This window comes from Teichococcus oryzae (genome assembly GCF_008386565.1).
Taxonomy (GTDB): Bacteria; Pseudomonadota; Alphaproteobacteria; order Acetobacterales; family Acetobacteraceae; genus Pseudoroseomonas; species Pseudoroseomonas oryzae.
In genome coordinates, this window is the sequence record NZ_VUKA01000027.1 from 1 (window position 1) to 19,554 (window position 19,554).

Sequence of the window (19,554 nt, forward strand, 5' to 3'; positions counted from 1 at the left end):
CTGAAGAACACCCCGGGTGACGGCCCCATCATGGTGCGCACCGGCTGGGAAGCGAATGGCGACTGGTTCTTCTGGAACGCCATCGGCAAGGAGGAAGCCTTCAAGGGCGCCTTCCGCCAGATGTCGAGCACCTTCAAGCAGGTGTCGGACCGCTTCAAGTTCGAGTGGAACATCAACCACGCCAATGGCGGCCTCGATCCCGCGAAGATCTATCCGGGCGACGAGTATGTCGATGTCATGGGCATGGATTTCTATTACAAGCCGGAATTCCAGGGCAACGACCCGGTCAAGGCCTTCGAGCGCATCCGCGACGAGAAGTACGGCCTGAGCTGGTTCGAGAATTTCGCCAAGGCGCATGGCAAGCCCACCGCCTATTCCGAGTGGGGCGTGAAGGGCAACAATGCGGGGCCGTTCGTGCAGCTCGCCAAGGAATGGTTCGAGCAGCACAACGTCGTGCTGCAGAGCTACTGGGATTCGAACGCGGCCTATCCCGGCAAGCTGTCCGACAATTCCGATCCGCGCACCGGCGCCGCCTTCAAGGAAGCCTTCAGGAACTGGGGCTCGGGCGAGATGGAATGGTCCGATTTCGGCGGCAAGGGTGGCTCTGCGCCGCCCAGCGCGCCCGCCATGCCGGACAAGCCGACGGAGAATGGCGGCGACGAAACCGCCGGCAAGCCGCCCGGTGCCGATGATCCGATCGCTCCGGCTCCTGCCCCCGCTCCGGCTCCGGCCCAGCCGAGCCAGCCTTCCACGCCGGCCGCGCCGGTGGCGGAAGGCGGCGCGGCCAAGGCCAGCGGCGCCTGGAGCAAGCAGTCCTGGGGCGGCACCAACTGGACCGGCACCGACGGCAATGACTGGCACCAGTCGGGCGGCAGCGGCAAGGACACCATGCGCGGCGGCAAGGGCGACGACACCTATGTCGTGATGCATGCCAATGACAAGGTGGTCGAGCTCGCGGGCGGTGGCACCGACACCGTGTCCACCTGGATCGGCAGCTACACCCTGCCCGACCATGTGGAGAACCTGACCTTCACCGGCACCGGCTGGTCGAACGGCACCGGCAACGCGCTGGCCAACATCATCATCGGCAATGACGGCAACAACACCCTGAACGGCAAGGGCGGCAACGACATCCTGACCGGCGGCAAGGGCCGCGACACCTTTGTCATCGCCCGCGGCGAAGGCAGCGACACCATCACCGACTTCAAGGCCGGACAGGACATCCTGCGCTTCGAGGATCTCGGCGGGATCAACAGCTTCAGCGCGCTGAAGGCGGCGGGCACGCAGTCGGGTGCCAACACCGTGTTCAAGCTCGGCAACGGCCAGGTGCTGACGCTGGAGAACGTCAAGCTGGCCAGCCTCGGCGCGGCCGACGTGTCGTTCAAGGCTGTTCTGGGTTCGCAGCCCGCCACCCCGGCCTCGCCGGCCGCGCCGGTGCTGCCGCCGGTGACGGAAGGCGGCGCGGCCAAGGCCAGCGGCGCCTGGAGCAAGCAGTCCTGGGGCGGCACCAACTGGACCGGCAGCGACGGCAATGACTGGCACCAGTCGGGCGGCAGCGGCAAGGACACCATGCGCGGCGGCAAGGGCGACGACACCTATGTCGTGACGCACGCCAATGACAAGGTGGTCGAGCTCGCGGGCGGCGGCACCGACACCGTGTCCACCTGGATCGGCAGCTACACCCTGCCCGAGCATGTTGAGAATCTGAGCTTCTTCGGCCATGGCTGGTCGAACGGCACCGGCAACGCGCTGGCCAACATCATCACCGGCAATGACGGCAACAACATCCTGAACGGCAGGGGCGGCAACGACATCCTGACCGGCGGCAAGGGCACCGACACCTTTGTCATCGCCAAGGGCGAGGGCCGCGACATCATCACCGACTTCGAGGGTGCGGGCCGCAGCGGCGGCGATGTGCTGAAGCTGCAGGGCTTCGGCGCCGGCGCCAGGTTGAGCCATGACGGCGACCTCTGGTCCATCCACGCCAATGATGGCAGCGTGACCCAGGTGGTCATCAGCAATGTCACCAACCTGATCGCGTCCGACTACATCTTCGCCTGACAAGATCCCGGCCGGCAGGCCGGGAAAGCCACCGCCACCGGGATGCCCGGCTTGCCCTGTCGGCAGGCCGGGCATCTCGGCTATTCTTGCTCCTGAAGGGCCGGCCGGAAGCGCTGACCCCCGGCCTCAGGAGGAAGACAGCCATGCCATCAGCCATCATCGAGGCGGCCCTGACGCGGTGCGCCGAGGCCCGTGCCATCCCGGTGATCCGCACCAGCACCGCCCACGCCGCCGAAACAGTGGTGGAATGGCTGAAGGAAGCCGGGCTGACCATCTTCGAGATCACCATGACCGTGCCGGACGCCCCGGCGCTGATCCGCGCCCTGGCCTCCGATCCCGATCTGCTCGTGGGCGCCGGCACCGTTCCCGACCGCGCGGCGGGGGAAGCCTGCCTGGAGGCGGGCGCCCGCTTCCTGGTGACGCCCTGGGTGGCGCCGGAACTGGCCGAACCCTGCCGGGCCGCCGAGGCCGCGCTGATGCTGGGCGCCGTCACGCCCACCGAGGTGCGTGTCGCCCGCGCCGCCGGCGCCGACGTGGTGAAAGTGTTCCCCGCCTCCTCCGTCGGCGGCCCAGGCCATGTGAAGGCGCTGCGCAGCGTCTTTCCGGGCGTGAGGTTCTGCCCCACTGGTGGCGTCGATCCATCCAACATGCAGGACTACCTGGCCGCTGGCGCCGCCTTTGTCGGCATGGGGGGCGCGCTGGTGGATGAGAAGCGCATCCTGGCCGGCGACAAGGCGGCCATCCAGGACGTGGCCTACCGCCTGCTGGGGCGCGCCGTCGCATGAGCGCCGAGCTGTTGTGCATGGGCGAGCCGATGCTGGAGCTGAACCGCCGGCATGAGACGCCCGAAGGGGCGCCGCTCTATCTGGAAGGCTTTGGCGGCGACACCTCCAACGCCGCCATCGCCGCGGCGCGGCAGGGCGCGCGGAGCGGCTACATCACGGCGCTGGGGGAAGACGGCCCGGGCGAGCAATTCATGGCGCTATGGCGGCGGGAAGGCGTGGATGCCACCCATGTCCACCGCGACAAGGGCGCCAGAACGGGCCTCTACCTCGTGACCCATGGCCCGGATGGGCATGAATTCCATTTCTACCGCGCGGGCTCGGCCGCCAGCCGCTACACGCCCGCCCTGCTGCCACGGGAAGCGATCGGCCGGGCGCGGATGTTCTACGCTTCGGGCATCAGCCTGGCGATCTCGGCGGATGCCGCCGATTCCGTGTTCGAGGCGATCCGCCTGGCGCGCGAGGCCGGGGTCACGGTGGCCTTCGACACCAATTACCGCGGCAGCCTGTGGCCGGTGCCGCGGGCGGCGGCGACCATCATGGCGGCCGTGGCGCAGACCGACATCGCGCTGCCCGGCCTGGACGACACCCGCACCCTGACCGGGCTGCGGGACCCGGATGCCATTCTCGATCATTACCTGCGGCTCGGCCCCAGGATCGTGGTGCTGAAGATGGGCGGGGAGGGCACCTATCTGGGCATGGCCGACCGGCGCGTCCTGATCCCGCCCTTTCCTTGCGAGCCGGTGGATGCCACGGGCGCGGGCGACACGTTCTGCGGCAGCTTCCTGGCTCGCCTCCTGGCCGGCGACGCGCCGGAGGACGCGGCGCGCTACGCTGCCTGCGCCGCCGCCCTGTCCACTGAAGGTTATGGCGCCGTGGCGCCGATCCCCTCCGCCGACCGGGTGCGCGAGGCGCTTGCGAAAGCGGGCTGAACGCCCCGCGGCCGGGAACCATCCATCCGCCCCGAAGGTTTGGATGGCGACGGGCCCGGGGCCGGACGCCGCCTCCATAGGCTGCGGGAAGCGTTGCCGCGAGGCTCCTTTTATCCGGCCTTCCGCTTCGCATTGGACAGAACGACAAGCAAAAATATAAATCAGTAAAATGCTGCGGGGAGGCAGTACACCGATGCGCGATTCGTTCCGGTTCGCAATGAAAACCTTCGTTCTCGTGCGATCGACTGGAATTATCCGAACGTGATAATGATTCTAACGGGAACGTTCGCAATTCTCAGAATACAGTTCCGGATAATTACACAAACTATCTACAAAATAAGATTTACTGATTGCTTTTCCAAAAACCACATTGTCCCGCTTCCGCTTGATCCGGGGTGAACAGGGCATGGGGATAGGTCAGAAGGCCGGCAAGCGCGGTGGCGTCATCCTGGGGCTGCGCAGCCATCTGCTGGGGCTGGTGGTGGTTGCCTTCCTGCCCGCCCTGGCGGTGGGCGGGCTCGCCTCATGGCAGGCGGTGACGGGGCATCTTGAAGCCTTCCAGGTCCAGCTGCGCGACACGGCGCGGGCACTCGCCACCGCGGCCGACCGGGAATTCGAGGCCCGCATCGCGGCACTGACCACCCTGGCGGAGTCGCCCCTGCTGGACGCGCCGCTGGCGGATCTGTCGGCCTTCCATCCGCACGCCCAGCGGGCCGCGGCGGCCCTCGGCACGCCGATCGTCATCATCGGGCCCGACAACCGGCAATTGCTGAACACCAGCCTGCCGCCGGGCACGCCCCTGCCGCTGACGCAGACGGCGGTTCCCTATTCCGGCGCGCTGCAATCCGGACGCCCAGCGGTCACCAACCTGCTCCAGGCGGCCAGCGACCAGGCCGCCATCGTGGCCGTGCTGGTGCCCATCCGCCGCGATGGCAGGACGCTGGCGACGCTTTCCACGCGCATCACGCCGGATCGGCTGCAACGGCTGCTGGAAGCGCAGAAATTCGAGAATGGCCGCTTCGCCGCCCTGGTGGACGGCAATGGCCGCATTGTCGGCCGCTCGCTGGCCGATCTGGTGCCGGGCACCCGGGCGGCCTCCTGGTACATGGCGGGGGTGGCGAGCAACACCGGCTGGATGAGCGGCCCCGGCGTCGATGGCCGCGGCGTGGTCACCGCGTTCAGCGCCCTGACCGCCGGCTCGGGCTGGACGGTGGCGGTGGCGGCGCCGTCGGAACTCTACCTCGCCAGCTGGGGCGTGCCGCTGGCGGCCATCCTGCTGGGCGGCGCGGTGGCTCTGGGCCTCGCTTCCCTGCTGGCCCTGGCCCTGGCCCACCGCATCCTCCGGCCTTTGCAGGTGCTGACCGACGCGGCCAATGCCGTGGCCGAGGGGCGGCAGCAGGCGCTGGCCCAGGCGGCCGACGCGGCGCAGCCGCCGGCCAGGGTCACCGAGTTCAAGGCGCTGCGCGACGCCCTTACCCGCGCGGCGCAGACCCTGGCCGGGCGCAACAGGGATCTGGCCGCCAGCGAGGCGCGGCTGCGCGCCATTGTCGAGACGGCCGTGGACGCCATCGTGGTGATCGACGAGAAGGGCACGGTGCATTCCTTCAACGGCGCCGCGGAAACCATCTTCCGCTATCCGGCGGAGGAGGTGATCGGCCGCAACGTGTCGGTGATCATGGGGGCCGGGGACGCGGCGCGGCATGACGGCCATCTGGCCCGCTTCATGGCCACGGGGGAGCGCAGGATCATCGGCATCGGCCGCGAGGTGGAGGGGCACCGGCGGGACGGCTCCGCCGTGCCGCTGGACCTGTCCATCGCTGAATGGCGCGACGGCGAAGGGCAGCGTTTCCTCACCGGCATCATGCGCGACATCTCCTCCAAGAAGGCGGAGGAGGAGCGGCGCCTGCTGCTGGCGCGGGAAGTGGATCACCGCGCCAAGAACCTTCTGGCGGTGGTGCAGTCAGTGATCAGGCTGACGCCCCGTGAAAGCGCCGAGGCCTTCGCGCAGTCGGTGGAAGCGCGCGTCATGGCCCTGGCCCGGGTGCAGTCGCTGCTGGCGGAGGAGAACTGGGCCGGCGCCGAGCTGCGGGCGGTGGCAGAGCGGGAACTGGCGCCCTACCGCCTCGGCAACAACGGCTCGGCCGTGCAGATCAGGGCGGAAGGGCCGGTGGTGATGTTGCCGGCCGAGGCCGTGCAGCCCGTCGCCATGATCCTGCACGAGCTGATTGCCAACGCCGCCAAGCATGGCGCGCTGCGCGAGGTGGGCGGGCAGGTGGAGTTGCGCTGGCGGGTGGAGCCTGCACCCGCCGCACGGGGCGACGACATGCTGTGCCTGGAATGGACCGAGCGGGGCGAGCATTTCCGCGACGTGGCGCCGCGGCGGCGGGGCTTCGGCACCCGGCTGATCAACGCCACGGTTCAGCACCAGCTCGGTGGTACGCTGACCCAGCGCTGGGAAACGGGCGCCATGCGCTGCGAACTGCGCCTGCGGCTGCGCCCGGCCCGGAAGAAGGAGGAGGTTCTGTTCGGCGCTGCCTGAGGCGCCGGGGAGGGGCCAGGCCCGCCGCCCGGCGTGGAAACCCCCCTTCGCGGCCGCGTGTTTCAGCCCGGCGGCCCCCTTGCATCCGACATGGTGGCGGCCGCGCCACGAACCCACGCAAGGAAGTCCGTCATGAAAGCGCTCGCCTGGCACGGCACGAACGACATCCGCTGCGACAACGTCACCGATCCAGGCATCGAGGATGCGCGTGACGTCATCATCAAGGTCACCTCCTGCGCCATCTGCGGCTCCGACCTGCACCTCATGGACGGGCACATGCCGGCCATGAAGTCCGGCGACGTGCTCGGCCATGAGTTCATGGGGGAGGTGGTGGAAACGGGCTCCCCGAACCACAGGCTGAAGAAGGGCGACCGCATCCTGGTGCCCTTCAACATCAATTGCGGCTCATGCTCGCAATGCCTTCGCGGCAACTGGGCGTGCTGCCTCCGCTCCAACCGCAACGCCGCGGAAGCGGAAACCATGTTCGGATATCCCTCGGCCGGGATGTTTGGATATTCCCACCTCACCGGCGGCTACTGGGGCGGGCAGGCGGAATATGTGCGCGTGCCGATGGCCGATGTGGCGCCGATGAAGGTGCCCGAGGGCATGACCGACGAGCAGGCCCTGTTCCTGACCGACATCCTGCCCACGGGCTGGCAGGCCGCCCTGTATTGCGACCTGAAGGGCGGCGAGACCGTCGCCATCTGGGGCGCCGGCCCGGTCGGGCTGTTCGCCATCAAATCCGCCCAGATCATGGGCGCCGAGCGCATCATCGTCATTGAAACGGTGCCGGAGCGCATTGCCCTGGCCCGCCAGGCGGGTGCCACGCATGTCATCGACCTGAAGCAGGAAGAAGTGCTGGAGCGCATCAAGGAGATCACCCATGGGGAGGGGCCGGATGCGGTGATCGACTGCGTCGGCATGGAGGCCATCGGCGGCCATGGCGTGCTGGGCGTGCTGAGCAAGGTCCAGGAAACGCTCACCTCCACCCAGCGGCCTTACGCGCTCAACCAGGCGCTGCAGGCGGTGCGCGGCGGCGGCATTGTTTCCGTGCCCGGCGTTTATGGCGGCCCGGTGCCGGTGCATATGGGGGCGGTGGTGCAGAAGGGCCTGACCATCCGCAGCGGCCAGACCCATGTGAAGCGCTATCTCGAGGAGCTGGCGGGCCTGATCCAGCAGGGCCGCATCGACCCCACCTTCCTGATCACGCATCGCAGCACCTCGCTGGAGGAAGGGCCGGAACTCTACAAGACCTTCCGCGACAAGAAGGATGGCTGCGTCAAGGTCGTGTTCCACCTGAACTGAAGGGGCCGGAAGCTCCCCCACCGGGGCCGGGCGCCAGTGCGCCCGGCCGTGTTCCGCGCCAGGCGCCGGCATGGCGCGAACGGATCAGCCCCCCAATGCGGCACGATGCCGGCTTTTTCGGGGGCGCCTCCTGTCGGCAACCCGGTTCCCCAGCAATGGAATCAGGCGGATGAACGGCGCCGGGGCCTTTCCCGTGTCAGGTGCCGGTGCTGTTCATGACCGCCCAAAGAACAAATGTTCCGCGTTTCCAGTTCCGGCGGCCAAGGATGACGGATCGGAAGATCAAAGCCGGCGTCATCCTTCGGAAAGGCACGGCCCTGAAAGTCAAGATATTCCGAAATCGAAACTAAATGGTCTGGCGTTCAAGTCCATGCGAGGAAAGTTACGATAAGACGATAAAACCGTCCTGTGCGCCGACCAGATAGGACTGGCGGCGACTTGCCATGCACAGGAGATCGCAATGGAAATCTCACGGATTCAAGCACATCGGGACCAGGGCCTGCTGACGCTGCAGCAGGATCCCCGTTTGCAGATGGCGCTGCGGCTGCCCCGCGTCCTGCAGCCCTTCCTCACCTGGCTGACCGCCAAGCCGGGGCCGGAGGAAGATCCACGCGACATTCCGGCCCGGCGCTATGTGATCGGCGGCATCGCCAGCATGGCGCTCGGCTGCGCGCTGAGCGCCCTGGCCCTGATGGTGACCATGCCCTGGATGCTTTCGGCGCTGCTGCTTTTCATTGGCCTGACGGCCACCAGCTCGGGCCTTGGCTTGTACCAGGTGGTGATCTTTCACCATTGCTCGCACGGCACGGTGTTCCGCTCCCGCGAGCGGAACCGGCAGGTCGGCCGGATGGTGTCCGCCTTCCTGATGTTTACCCGCTTCGAGAACTACCAGCACGACCACATGCTGCACCATTCCGCCAACAAGCTGCTGACCGAGGAAGACGAGTTCACCGGCTTCGTGTTCGGCGTCTGCCGGCTGGAGCCCGGCGTGCCGAAGCGGGAGCTGTGGCGCCGCATCCTGCTGAACCTGGTGTCGCCGGCCTTTCACGCCCGGTTCCTGATGCGCCGCATCAAGGCGTCGATGTTCAGCGGCGACCGGCGGCATGACTGGATGGCGCGCGCCGGCCTCGCGGCGCCGCTGGCGCTGGCCGCGCTGACCGGCGCCTGGCTGCCGGTGCTGGTGGCCTGGTTCCTGCCGCTCACCGTGCTGCTGCAGGTCGCGACCGTGTTCCGCATCCTGTGCGAGCACCGCTTCCCCGATGTCGAGATCATCCGGGCGCGCGGCAAGGCCTTCGTGTGCGCCTCCACCACCGGGGTGTTCCCCGGCGCCATGCCGCCGGCCCGCTCGGCGCGCAGCCTCGGCGGCGTGCTGGCCTGGGCGGGGTGGTGGGCCACCATGCTGACCGGCGCGCTGTTCGCCCGCGTCTTTGTGCTGGTCGGCGACGCGCCCTGCCATGACTTCCACCACCGCCGCCCGGCGACCCGCAAATGGACGGATTACGCCCGCGCCCGGCAGAAGGACCAGGATGCGGGCTCGCCCGGCTTCCCGGTGAATTATTCCGAGAACTGGGGCCTGATCCGCGCCGTGGATGCCAATCTGGCCACGCTGGCCGCCACCCCGCCCGGAGTGGTGGCGTGACGGCGGGGGAGGGGAGGGGCGTTCACTCCTCCGCTCCGGCCTTTTCGCCGGACAGGCCGCGCTCCGCATCCCCAAGCGCGCGGCCGCCCGGCGGGCTGGCGCCGCGATGCACCGCCTCGGCCGGCAGCAGCACCGCCACGGTGGTGCCGACACCGAATTCGCTTTGCACCGAGAAGCTGCCGCCATGCGCCTGGACCAGCCCGCGCGTGATCGGCAGGCCGAGGCCGGTGCCGGAAGCGGAGCGGCTGAAGGGGTTCTCGATCTGCTCGAAGGGTTCCAGGGCGCGCGGGATGTCTTCCGGCCGCATGCCGATGCCGTTGTCGCGCACCTCAAGGCGCAGGCCGCCCTCCTGCGGCAGCAGCAGATGCACGGCGACCACCCCGCCCGTTCCGGTGAAGCGGATGGCGTTGCTCAACAGATTGTCGAGGATCTGCCGGAAGCGGGTGCGGTCCACCCGGATCCACAGCTTCTGCGCCGGCAGCTCGGTGGCCAGCCGCACCCCCCGCTCGGCCGCGGCGGCGCTGGCGGCGCCGAGGCTGGCGGCGATCAGCTCCCCCACATCGGTCCAGCGCAGCGTCAGCGGGGTGCGGCCGCGGGCCAGGGCGGAATAATCCAGGATCTCGTTGATCAGCGCCAGCAGATGGGTGGCCGAGTTGAACACATGGGTGTTGAACTCGCCGATCTGCTCCGGCGTCAGCGCGTAGCGCGATCCGGTCGCCATCATCTCGGAAAAGCCGATGATCGCGTTGAGCGGCGTGCGCAGCTCATGCGTCAGCGTGGCCAGGAACCGGGTGCGGGTGGAGCTGGCTTCCTCCGCCATGATCCGCGCTTCGCGCATCTCCACCTCGGCGCGCTTGCGCAGGGCGATGTCGATGTAAACCGAGAGCGCGCCTTCCACGATCTCCTGGTCGGCCTCCTCGAAGGGGCGGCTGACATTGCTTTCGGACTGGTTGCCGAGGATCAGCGCGATGCCGGTGGTCTCGTCATAGGCCCAGAGGATGTAGGGCACCCGCAGGATGGCGGTGAGCTGGTAGGCCGGCGGCTCGATCCGGGAGCGGGAGGTGGTGAAGAAGAAGGCCGGCACCACGGGCAGCAGCACCGGCCCCGGCACCGGGCCGGGCAGGCCGACGGAATGGCTGACGGAGAACTGGCCGCTGCCGCGCGGATGCTCCTGCAACAGGGCGGCGCGGTCGCACAGCGTGTTCTCCAGCACCGTGGCCAGCATGGGCTGGCCCAATTCCTCCGGCTGGTCGCTGTGGTCGATCAGCCGGTACGCCTCGCGGATCAGCTTGGCCACGGTGCGGGAGCGCCGGGCCTCGCGGAAGGCCTGGCTCTGCTCCTCCTGAAGCCGCAGCAGGCCCGCGCCGAGCGTGTTGCATTCGCGCCGGTAATAGGCGAGCTCGCGCTCCATCTGGCCGTCGCTGTTGCCGCCGGGCATGGGGAAGCGGTGGTTCATCGGTCCTGCCGCCGCAGCACGGCCAGCACGCCGGTCCAGTCGAGCGGCAGCGAGTAGCCCTGGAAGGGGGCGACCTCCACGCCGGAATAGAAGCCCGCGAAGGGCACCGAATCGGTGAGCCCGTTCAGCACGACCTCGGCCTCCTCCGTCAATGCGCCGCTGCGCGCGCTGGCCCGGCCGGCGCAGTCTATATACAGCGCCAGCAGGTTGTCCCGGCCCTGCATCATGCGGTTCATCGCGGCGACGCCGTTGCGCGCCGAATCCAGCATCAGCGCGTTGTCGCGGGCCATGATCTGCACCTTGGCGCCGGGAAAGAAATCCGGCTCGAACAGCGTCACCGAGCCGGTGTCCGGGCTGGCGCGCAGGATCAGCCGGTTGACGTAGCAATTCTCGTCATAGGGGGCGAAGGGATCGCCCTGCTTCTGCCCCAGCGTGGCCAGCAGGGAAAGCTCCTGCCCCTGCGCCTCGCCCAGGCGCAGCCCGAGCATCCGCTCGATCACGCCGAGGGCGGGCTGGCCGTCCAGTTCATACACCTCGGCCCCGTCGATGCGGGTGATCTCCATGAAGGTGCTGATCGGGCGGCAGCCATGCAGGATGGCGGTTTCCACCGCGATCCCCGGGGGAAACACCAGCGCCACGGCCGTGTGGCGGCGCAGCGCGGCGCCGTCGAACACCCAGCTGTCGGACAGGTTCATGTCGGTCAGCAGGCCGCCGCCGAACAAGGTGACGGAGCGGCTGCCCAGGCCGCGATGGAACCCCTCGGCGATGTGGCTCGCGGGATGCAGCCGCAGCGGCATGCGGCTGGCCACGCTGTCGAACAACAGGAGCACGGCGGCGCCCTCCGACGCCACGGCGGCCACCTGCGCGCCGAGCGCGGCGCCGGCGGAGATTTCGCCGGACAGCATGTCCTGAACCAGGGCGGTGGGCGTCACGTCACCGCTGAAGCCGATCAGCACCAGTTCCAGGCCGCTATAGCCGAAGCCGCGCCGGGCGATCCCGCCGGCGGCGGCGCCGCCCACCACCGGCACCTCGCCAAGTTCCCGGCGCAGCGTGGACAGCACCGTGTCGGGATCGAGCTTGCCGCCGCAAAAGGCGAGCACCAGGCTCGGCCGGTGGTCCAGCAATGGCCGGATACCGTCCAATACCGCTTGGCGCGCATCACTATGCCGGGAATAACCAATCTGGATCACGGCCAATGCGGTAAGGCAAAGCATGGGCCAAGGCAAACGAAGGCCCGCACCAAGGCTGTCGCGTTGGCGTGATTACTTTCACGTCTCCGTGTGCCAGGGGTGCGACTGCTCCCCTGGCCATGGGCTGACCCGTCCTGGCCCTCCGGCCATCGCTTCGCCTTGTGCTGGCGGAACGGACCTGGCCGGCGGTTCAGTTCGTGGAAAACAGCGGGGCAAGGTTTCCTCGCACCCGTTCCAGCACGGGCTGGTCGGCCGCGCCCGGCTCGAAGCGCGCGCCGGTGATGGTTTCAAAGGCGCGGATGTAGACGGCGGCGGTTTCCAGGATCAGCTCCTCCGGGATCTCGGGGATCGGGTCCTTGTAGGGGTCGCAGCGCGCGGCCACCCAGTTGCGCACGAAATCCTTGTCGAAGCTTTCCGGCTTTTCCCCGGCGGCGATCCGCTTCTCGTAGCTGTCGGCGAGCCAGTAGCGGCTGCTGTCGGGGGTGTGGATCTCATCGGCCAGCACGATGCGGCCATCGGGATCGGTGCCGAACTCGTATTTGGTGTCGGCCAGGATCAGGCCGCGCGCGGCCGCCATGGCCTGCCCGCGCGCGAACAGGGCCAGGGCGTATTCGCTGAGCTGCGCCCATTGCGCCTCGGTCAGCAGGCCCTGGTCCAGGATCTGCTGCGGCGACAGCGGCTCGTCATGGCCGCCATCGAAGGCCTTGCTGGTCGGCGTGATCACCGGGCTGGGCAGGCGCTGGTTGTCGCGCAGCCCGTCCGGCAGCGTCAGCCCGTACATCTCGCGCCGTCCCGCCTTGTACAGCGTCAGGAGGGAGGTGCCGGTGGTGCCGGCAAGATAGCCGCGCACCACCACCTCCACCGGCAGGATGTCCAGCCGCTGGCCGATCACCACATTCGGGTCGGGATATTCGAGGGCGTGGCTGGGGCAGATGTCGCGCGTCGCCTCGAACCAGAAGCGCGCCGTCTGGGTCAGCACCTGGCCCTTGAACGGCACGGCGCACAGGATGCGGTCAAAGGCGCTGAGCCGGTCGGTGGCGATGATGACGCGACGGCCATCGGGCAGGTCGTAATTGTCCCGGACCTTGCCGCTGTAGTGCTTGGGCAGCTCCGGGATGGTGGCATCGCGGAGGATCTGGTGCGCATGCGCGCGAAGAATGGCCGGGTCCATGGTTTCTCGATCCCAGTGCCGCGACGCCAGGCCGCGGAGGCGCAGAAGGGCGGGTGGTGCGAATTGGCGCCAGGACCGAGGGCCCCCGGCGCCGGGGCACCACTAGCCCATCGGCGCGGCGATGTCAGGGCGGCGCCAACCCGAACGGAGCTCGGGCATTGTCCCTGACAGCGTCCCGGCCGTGGCGCCGCCGCGGCGGGACCGGATCATCAACAAGGGGAACACACCATGAAGGCTCAGGGCAGCGCCGTCTGGCAGGGCGGCATCAAGGACGGCAAGGGCGCCATCTCCACCAGGAGCGGGGCGCTGAAGGACCAACCCTATGGCTTTTCCTCCCGCTTCGAGGGCAAGCCCGGCACCAATCCGGAGGAGCTGATCGGCGCCGCCCATGCCGGCTGCTTCACCATGGCATTGTCGCTGATCCTGGGGGAAGCCGGGCTCACCGCCAGCCAGATGAACACCACGGCCGATGTCACGCTGGAAAAGCAGGCGGAAGGCTTCGCCATCACCGCCGTGCACCTGACGCTGCGCGCCACGATCCCCGGCGCCGATGACGCGAAGTTCCAGGAACTGGCCAACAAGGCCAAGGCCGGCTGCCCGGTCTCCAAGCTGCTGAAGGCCGAGATCACCCTGGACGCCAAGCTGGAAGGCTGAGGCGCATCCCGCCCTTGCGGTCAGCGGCCGCGAGGGTCCAGCCTGGGGGCAGGTAGGGAGGCGGCTCATGCTGATTCGCGACTTCCTCAACATCCTGCTCGACGACACGCTGGAGGAGGCGCGGCTGCGCCACGCCGCCGGCACCGTGTCCGCCCTGGGCTTCGCTGGGGCCGAGCTGGCGGTGGCGGAATGCCGCGCCGCCATGACCGGGAACCGCATGGGCGCCCGGCTGAAGCGGCTGCTGGCGGAAGCGCGCGCCGATTCCACGCGCGCCGCCGGCCAGCCGGATGAGCCCTTCTGGTTCGCGCGGGAACTGCATGTGGAATGGATCGCCGAGGTGGTGAGCGTGGTGCTGCTCACCGCGCGGGCCGAGGCGATCATCCCGCCTTCGCGACGGGCGGCGCTGGAAGCGGCGCGGCTGATCGGGCTGCATGAGAACGGTTGAGAGGCAGGCCTGATGTTTCATCCGGAAGGATGAGGCCTGCCCGCCGCGCCATGGCCGATGCGCCGGAGAAGGCAGTCTGGTGCATGGCAGTTATTGACGCGGCGCATGGCGCTCCCGCACCCTTCTGTTTCTGCTTTCCAGGAAGGCTCGGCACCATGATGAAATCAGGCTTTCTCGCCGTCACGGCGCTGCTGGCGGCGTTGTTCGCCGGCCAGCGCGCCGCGGAGGCGGGGCCGACGCTGGACGCCGTCAAGGCGCGTGGCCAGCTGGTCTGCGGCATCCACACCGGCATCGCGGGCTTCGCCCTGCCGGATGCGCGGGGCACGTGGCAGGGGATGGATGTGGATCTGTGCCGCGGCCTGGCCGTGGCGCTGTTCAACGATCCCAACAAGGTGCGCTTCCAGCCGCTTTCCTCCTCGACCCGCTTCACCGCGCTCGGCTCGGGGGAGGTGGATGTGCTGTTCCGCACCTCCACCCACACCATGCTGCGGGACGTGACGCTCGGGCTGCGCGCCGTCACGCCCTATTTCTATGACGGGCACGGCTTCATGGTGCGGGCCAATTCCGGCATCAGCAAGGCCGCCGAGATGGCCGGCGCCACCATCTGCCTGATCCAGGGCACCACCAACGAGCAGGTGACGGCGGATTTCTTCCGCAGCAACAACCTGCAATTCACGCCCGTGCTGTTCGAGCGCACCGACCAGGCCGCCGGCGCCCTGCAGAACAACCGTTGCGACAGTTTCGGCACCGATGCCTCGCAGCTGGCGGCGACCCGCGCCTCCATGCCCAGCCCGTCCGACTGGACCATCCTGTCCGAGCGCTTCTCGAAGGAGCCCTATGGCCCCTATGTGCGGCGCGGCGACGATGAATGGTTCGACCTGGTGCGCTGGTACGTGAACGCGCTGATGGAAGCGGAGGAGCAGGGCATCACCTCGGCCAATGTGGACGAGATGAAGGAAAAGGCGACCAATCCCAACACCCGCCGCCTGCTGGGCGTGACGCCGGAGCTGGGGCAGGCGCTGAAGCTCGACCCGGCCTGGGCCGCCAACGCGATCAAGAAGATGGGCAACTACGCCGAGATCTATGACCGCACCATGGGCCCGGCCACGCCGGTCGGCCTGGCGCGCGGGCCCAACGAGCTGTGGACCAAGGGTGGGCTGCTTTACCCGCTGCCGATGCGCTAGGCACCTGGCGAAGCCCTGGCCGGGTGGTTCCCGCCCGGCCGGGTTCTGTTTTAAGGGAGGGCCATGGACACCGCCCTGCCTCTCCCCGCGCCCGCGCTGACCGCCGGCCGGCCACCGGAAACCCCGGCAGGCCTGCTGGACCGGCTCGCCGCCCTCGGCATCGCCGCCCGCACCACCGAACACCCGCCGCAGCACACCGTCGCGGGGGGCGAGGCGCTCCGAGCCAGCCTGCCCGGCGCCCATTCCAAGAACCTGTTCCTGAAGCTGCGCCGCCCCGACCCGGCACCTTATTTGCTGCTGGTGCTGGAGCAGGACCGGCAGGTTTCCGTGAACGCGCTGTGCCGGCTGCTCGGCGCCGGGCGCGGCCAGTTCGCGGCGCCGGAGGAATTGTTCGCCGAGTTGGGCGTGTGGCCGGGCTCCGTCACGCCCTTCGGGCTGGTCAATGCCTTGCCGGGGCGGGTTCGGGTGGCCATTGACCGGGCGCTGCTGGAGGGGGTGGAGCTGGTGTATTTCCACCCTCTGGCCAACACCGCCACCACCGGCCTGGCGCCCGAGGATCTGCTGCGCTTCCTGCGCGAGCTGGGCCATGCGGTGGAAATCTTCGACCCCGAAGCGGCCGGGTGACCGGCCCGGGCGGTTCCCGCCTTGCACCCCGGGCTTTCCCGCGCATCTATGCGGGAAGGAATTCTGAACCGGTGCTATCCCATGGACACGATTTTCGACCCGAACCGCCCGCAGCCTGCCGCTCCCGCGGGCGATGCCGCCATCATCAAGGACAGCGACTCCAAATCCTTCATGAAGGATGTGGTGGAGGCCAGCCGTCAGGTCCCCGTTCTCGTTGATTTCTGGGCGACCTGGTGCGGCCCCTGCAAGCAGCTGACCCCGGCGCTGGAAAAGGTCGTCACCGCCGCGCAGGGCCGGGTGCGGCTGGTCAAGATCGACATCGACCAGAACCGCGCCCTGGTGCAGCAATTGTCGCAGATGGGCCTGCCGCTGCAATCCGTGCCCACGGTGGTCGCCTTCTGGCAGGGCCAGATCGCCGACCTGTTCCAGGGCGCGCTGCCGGAATCCGAACTGAAGAAGTTCATCGAGAACCTGCTGAAGCTGGCCGGTGGCCAGATGCCCTCCGCTGATCTGCTGGGTGAGGCCAAGGCCGCCATCGAGGCGGGGGACCACCAGGGGGCGCTGGAGCTTTACGCCGCCCTGGCGCAGCAGGAGCCGGAGAATGCCGAGGCGATGGCCGGGCTGGCCCGCTGCCTGATGGCGCTGGGCGAGGAGGAGCAGGCGCTGGCGGTGCTCGACAGCGTGCCGGAGAAGATCCGCGCCCATGCCGAGATCACCTCCGTCCGCTCGGCGCTGGAGCTGGCCGCCGAGGGTCGCAAGGCGCGCGAGCGCACCGCCGAGTTCGAGCGGCGCCTGGCCGCCGACCCGGACGACCATCAGGCGCGCATCGACCTGGCGGTGGCGCTGAACGCGGCCGAGCAGCGGAACGAGGCCGCTGCGGCGCTGCTGGAGGCCATCAGGCGCGACCGTGCCTGGAACGAGGAAGCCGCCCGCAAGCAGCTGCTGAAGTTCTTCGAGGCCTGGGGCCCGATGGACCCGGCCACCGTGAAGGCGCGGCGCGGCCTGTCCACCCTGTTGTTCCGTTGAAGCCGTGCGGGGCCGGGCATGGATCCCTTCCGTTCCCGGCCTGAGGCGCTGCCGGCCGTGATCCCCATCTTTCCCTTGCAGGGGGGCTTGCTGCTGCCGGGGGCGCGGCTGCCGCTCAATATCTTCGAGCCGCGCTTCCTGGCCATGGTGGAGGAGGCGCTGGGGCAGGGCAGGCTGATCGGCATGGTGCTGCCCGATCCGGCCTATCCGCGGGTGGAGGGGCGCTCCACCCCCTATCGCACAGGCTGCCTGGGCCGCATCGCCTCCTTCGCGGAAACCGAGGATGGCCGCTACCTGATCACGCTGCGCGGCCTCAACCGCTTCGACCTGCTGGAGGAACTGCCGGAAACGCCGCGCGGCGTGCGGCGGGTCAAGGCCGATTACGCCCCCTACCATGCCGATCTGGAGGATGCGCCGGCGGGGGAGGTGGTGGACCGCGAAGCCCTGCTGGCGGCGCTTCGCTCTTATTTCCGCGCGCTCAACATCGAGGCGGACTGGGAAGCGATCCGCAACACCGACGCGGCGAAGCTGGTGACCTCGCTTTGCATGATGTGCCCCTTTGGCGATGCCGAGAAGCAGGCGCTGCTGACCGCCCCCGACCACGCGGCGCGGGCCGGGCTGCTGATTTCGCTGCTGCGCATCGAGAGCGCCGGGCCGGTTGCCGGAAAGGCGCCAAGCTAGAGCGGGTCCCGATCGGGCGGGATCGCCTGATCGGGTGAAGATGCTCGACAGCACAAAGAGCCAGAGCATTCGAAGTGAGCCAGTGCGAACGGAAAATTCTCTAGAACAGGCCTCCGCCGGCATCGTCCGGCTGCGGCAAGCCCCCCCTCTGGACGCCTCGCCGGACGCCCTGGGGCTTCGCCCTTTGTTGACGGGCGGCGTGTGACGGCGCAGGAATCGCGACGATGACGAACCCCACCGACACCGCCCCTCCATCCGCCGCGCCCGCCGGCGGTTCCGTTGATCCCCGGCTGCTGGAGATCCTGGTCTGCCCGGTGACCAAGGGCCCGCTGCGTTACGACCGCGAGCGTGGCGAGCTGATCAGCGACAAGGCCGGGCTGGCCTATCCGATCCGCGACGGCATCCCCATCATGCTGCCCGATGAGGCCCGCCGTCTCGACGGCTGAGCAGATGGCGCCCGTTCCGGATCTGGCCATCATCGGTGGCGGCTTCGCCGGCACCAGTCTTGCCTTGCAGGCCCGCCTGGCGCGGCCGGATTGGCGGGTGCTCCTGTTCGAGCCCGCCGAGCCCGGGCCGGGCCTGGCTTATTCCACCCTGGAGCCTGGCCATCTGCTCAACGTGCCGGCGGCGGGGATGAGCCTGTTTCCCGACCGGCCGGCGCATTTCGCCGAATGGCTCGCCGCCCGGCCCGACGCGCCACGGGCGGCGCCGGGGGAGCCGGTTTTCGCCCCCCGCCGCCTTTATGGCCGCTACCTGTCCGAACAGTTCCGCGCCGCGGAGGGCCCGATGCTGCGGCATGTGGCGCTGCCGGTTTCGCGCCTGGAGCGCACGGGCGGAGGCTTCGTCCTGCGGGCCGGCGAGGAAACCTGGCGCGCCGGCCGGGTCGCCCTGGCGGTTGGCGGCTTCGCAGCGCCGGGCGGTGCCCCGCCGCCGATGTTCAGCAATCCTTGGGACCCTGCTGCGCTGCGGGGGATCGATCCGGACGCGCCGGTGCTGCTGCTCGGGCTGGGGCTGACGGCAGTGGACATGCTGGTGTCGCTGCGCGAGGGCGGGCATCGCGGTCCGGTTCTGGGCCTGTCGCGGCATGGCTGGCTGCCATTGCCGCACCTGCCCAGGGCCGCCCCGCCGGTTGCCGTGGAACTGCCGCAAGGATGCGGTCCGCTGGAGGCCCTGCGCCGGATCCGGCAGGCGCAGCGCGAGGCGGCGGGCCAGGGCCAGCCCTGGCAGGCGGTGATGGACGGGGTGCGGCCGCAGGTGCAGCGGCTGTGGCAGGATTGGGACCTCGCGGCGCGGCGCCGTTTCCTGCGGCACGGGCGCAGCGCGTGGAACCTGCACCGGCACCGCGTCGCCCCCTCCATCGGCGCCTTCCTGGCCAAGCAGCGGGCGACGGGCGGGCTGGAGGTCGTGGCCGGCCGGCTGCTTTCCTGGCGGACCGCCGCTTCGGGGGCCGAGGTGGTGATCGGCCGCCGTGGCGGCGGCGAGTTGCGGCGGGAGGTCGGCCGGATCATCCAGTGCATCGGCCCGGATGGCGCATCGGCATGGCGGCAAGGCGCCCCGGTCGCCGGTCTTATGGAACGCGGCGTGGTGGAGGTGGAGCCGCTGGGGCTCGGGCTGCGGGTCGCGCCCTCGGGCCAGATCGCCGATGCCGCCGGCTCCGTTGTTCCCGGCTTGGCGGCGATCGGCCCGCTCACGCGCGGCATGTTGTGGGAAATCACCGCGGTGCCGGAGATCCGCGCCCAGGCGGCGGCGGCGCTTGCCGGACCTTTGGCTGAGCCGATTGATCCGGACGAGGAATGGTGAAGATTTTTGTTTGACGGTGGTTGGGGTGGTGGGTATAAGCCCGCTCACGCCGCTGGTGAGGCTGA

At 69.2% G+C, this 19,554-nt stretch carries 17 protein-coding genes; 14 read left to right on the forward strand and 3 right to left on the reverse strand.

Annotated elements, in window-relative coordinates:
- From F0Q34_RS21925 to F0Q34_RS20080, 6 genes are all read left to right on the forward strand, one after another.
- Positions 1-2,061 (forward strand): glycosyl hydrolase (locus F0Q34_RS21925; protein WP_277755315.1); only part of this gene is annotated, 2,061 nt, incomplete at its 5' end.
- Between the two features lie 143 nt (positions 2,062-2,204).
- A complete protein-coding gene (locus F0Q34_RS20060) occupies positions 2,205-2,846 on the forward strand; it encodes a bifunctional 4-hydroxy-2-oxoglutarate aldolase/2-dehydro-3-deoxy-phosphogluconate aldolase (protein WP_149814120.1) in 642 nt (213 codons plus the stop codon).
- A complete protein-coding gene (locus F0Q34_RS20065) occupies positions 2,843-3,775 on the forward strand; it encodes a sugar kinase (protein WP_149814121.1) in 933 nt (310 codons plus the stop codon). Before F0Q34_RS20060 ends, F0Q34_RS20065 begins: the two co-directional genes overlap by 4 nt.
- A 406-nt stretch (positions 3,776-4,181) precedes the next feature.
- Positions 4,182-6,314, forward strand: coding sequence for a sensor histidine kinase (locus tag F0Q34_RS20070; RefSeq protein ID WP_149814122.1), 2,133 nt, complete (start codon positions 4,182-4,184; stop codon positions 6,312-6,314).
- Between the two features lie 132 nt (positions 6,315-6,446).
- Complete coding sequence (locus tag F0Q34_RS20075) at positions 6,447-7,619, forward strand: zinc-dependent alcohol dehydrogenase (RefSeq protein WP_149814123.1); 1,173 nt, start codon at positions 6,447-6,449, stop codon at positions 7,617-7,619.
- A 460-nt stretch (positions 7,620-8,079) separates the two neighbouring features.
- Positions 8,080-9,258 (forward strand): fatty acid desaturase, encoded by a 1,179-nt coding sequence (locus F0Q34_RS20080; protein ID WP_149814125.1) that lies wholly within the window; start codon positions 8,080-8,082, stop codon positions 9,256-9,258.
- A 22-nt stretch (positions 9,259-9,280) separates the two neighbouring features.
- Here F0Q34_RS20080 and F0Q34_RS20085 read toward each other — a convergent pair whose 3' ends face one another.
- The 3 genes from F0Q34_RS20085 to F0Q34_RS20095 all read right to left on the reverse strand — a co-directional run bounded on the left by F0Q34_RS20085 (position 9,281) and on the right by F0Q34_RS20095 (position 13,075).
- Entirely contained in the window at positions 9,281-10,714 is a 1,434-nt protein-coding gene (locus F0Q34_RS20085) for a sensor histidine kinase (protein WP_149814126.1), read from the reverse strand.
- Positions 10,711-11,904: an FIST signal transduction protein gene (locus F0Q34_RS20090; protein WP_161600966.1), complete on the reverse strand. Its 1,194-nt coding sequence runs from the start codon at positions 11,902-11,904 to the stop codon at positions 10,711-10,713. The genes F0Q34_RS20085 and F0Q34_RS20090 overlap by 4 nt, the downstream gene beginning before the upstream one ends.
- A gap of 190 nt (positions 11,905-12,094) precedes the next feature.
- Entirely contained in the window at positions 12,095-13,075 is a 981-nt protein-coding gene (locus F0Q34_RS20095) for a phosphoribosylaminoimidazolesuccinocarboxamide synthase (RefSeq protein ID WP_149814129.1), read from the reverse strand.
- A 228-nt stretch (positions 13,076-13,303) separates the two neighbouring features.
- Here F0Q34_RS20095 and F0Q34_RS20100 point away from each other — a divergent pair, with 228 nt between their 5' ends.
- The 8 genes from F0Q34_RS20100 to F0Q34_RS20135 all read left to right on the forward strand — a co-directional run bounded on the left by F0Q34_RS20100 (position 13,304) and on the right by F0Q34_RS20135 (position 19,489).
- Positions 13,304-13,729 carry an OsmC family protein gene (locus tag F0Q34_RS20100; protein WP_149814130.1) on the forward strand — a complete coding sequence of 142 codons (426 nt, stop codon included), beginning with the start codon at positions 13,304-13,306 and terminating at the stop codon, positions 13,727-13,729.
- Positions 13,730-13,796: 67 nt separating this feature from the next.
- Positions 13,797-14,174: a hypothetical protein gene (locus F0Q34_RS20105; RefSeq protein ID WP_149814132.1), complete on the forward strand. Its 378-nt coding sequence runs from the start codon at positions 13,797-13,799 to the stop codon at positions 14,172-14,174.
- A gap of 155 nt (positions 14,175-14,329) precedes the next feature.
- Positions 14,330-15,358: an amino acid ABC transporter substrate-binding protein gene (locus F0Q34_RS20110; protein ID WP_306419405.1), complete on the forward strand. Its 1,029-nt coding sequence runs from the start codon at positions 14,330-14,332 to the stop codon at positions 15,356-15,358.
- Positions 15,359-15,421: 63 nt separating this feature from the next.
- Positions 15,422-15,982, forward strand: a complete 561-nt coding sequence (locus F0Q34_RS20115; RefSeq protein ID WP_149814133.1) for a prolyl-tRNA synthetase associated domain-containing protein — start codon at positions 15,422-15,424, stop codon at positions 15,980-15,982.
- A gap of 81 nt (positions 15,983-16,063) precedes the next feature.
- On the forward strand, positions 16,064-17,008 hold the full coding sequence (locus F0Q34_RS20120; RefSeq protein WP_149814135.1) for a thioredoxin family protein: 945 nt from the start codon (positions 16,064-16,066) through the stop codon (positions 17,006-17,008).
- A gap of 57 nt (positions 17,009-17,065) precedes the next feature.
- Positions 17,066-17,689 (forward strand): LON peptidase substrate-binding domain-containing protein, encoded by a 624-nt coding sequence (locus F0Q34_RS20125; RefSeq protein ID WP_306419406.1) that lies wholly within the window; start codon positions 17,066-17,068, stop codon positions 17,687-17,689.
- A gap of 224 nt (positions 17,690-17,913) precedes the next feature.
- Positions 17,914-18,135 (forward strand): Trm112 family protein, encoded by a 222-nt coding sequence (locus F0Q34_RS20130; protein WP_149814138.1) that lies wholly within the window; start codon positions 17,914-17,916, stop codon positions 18,133-18,135.
- Between the two features lie 4 nt (positions 18,136-18,139).
- The gene (locus tag F0Q34_RS20135; RefSeq protein ID WP_161600967.1) at positions 18,140-19,489 is read left to right on the forward strand and encodes an FAD/NAD(P)-binding protein; all 1,350 of its coding nucleotides are present in this window, start codon (positions 18,140-18,142) and stop codon (positions 19,487-19,489) included.
- The last annotated feature ends 65 nt before the right edge of the window (positions 19,490-19,554 follow it).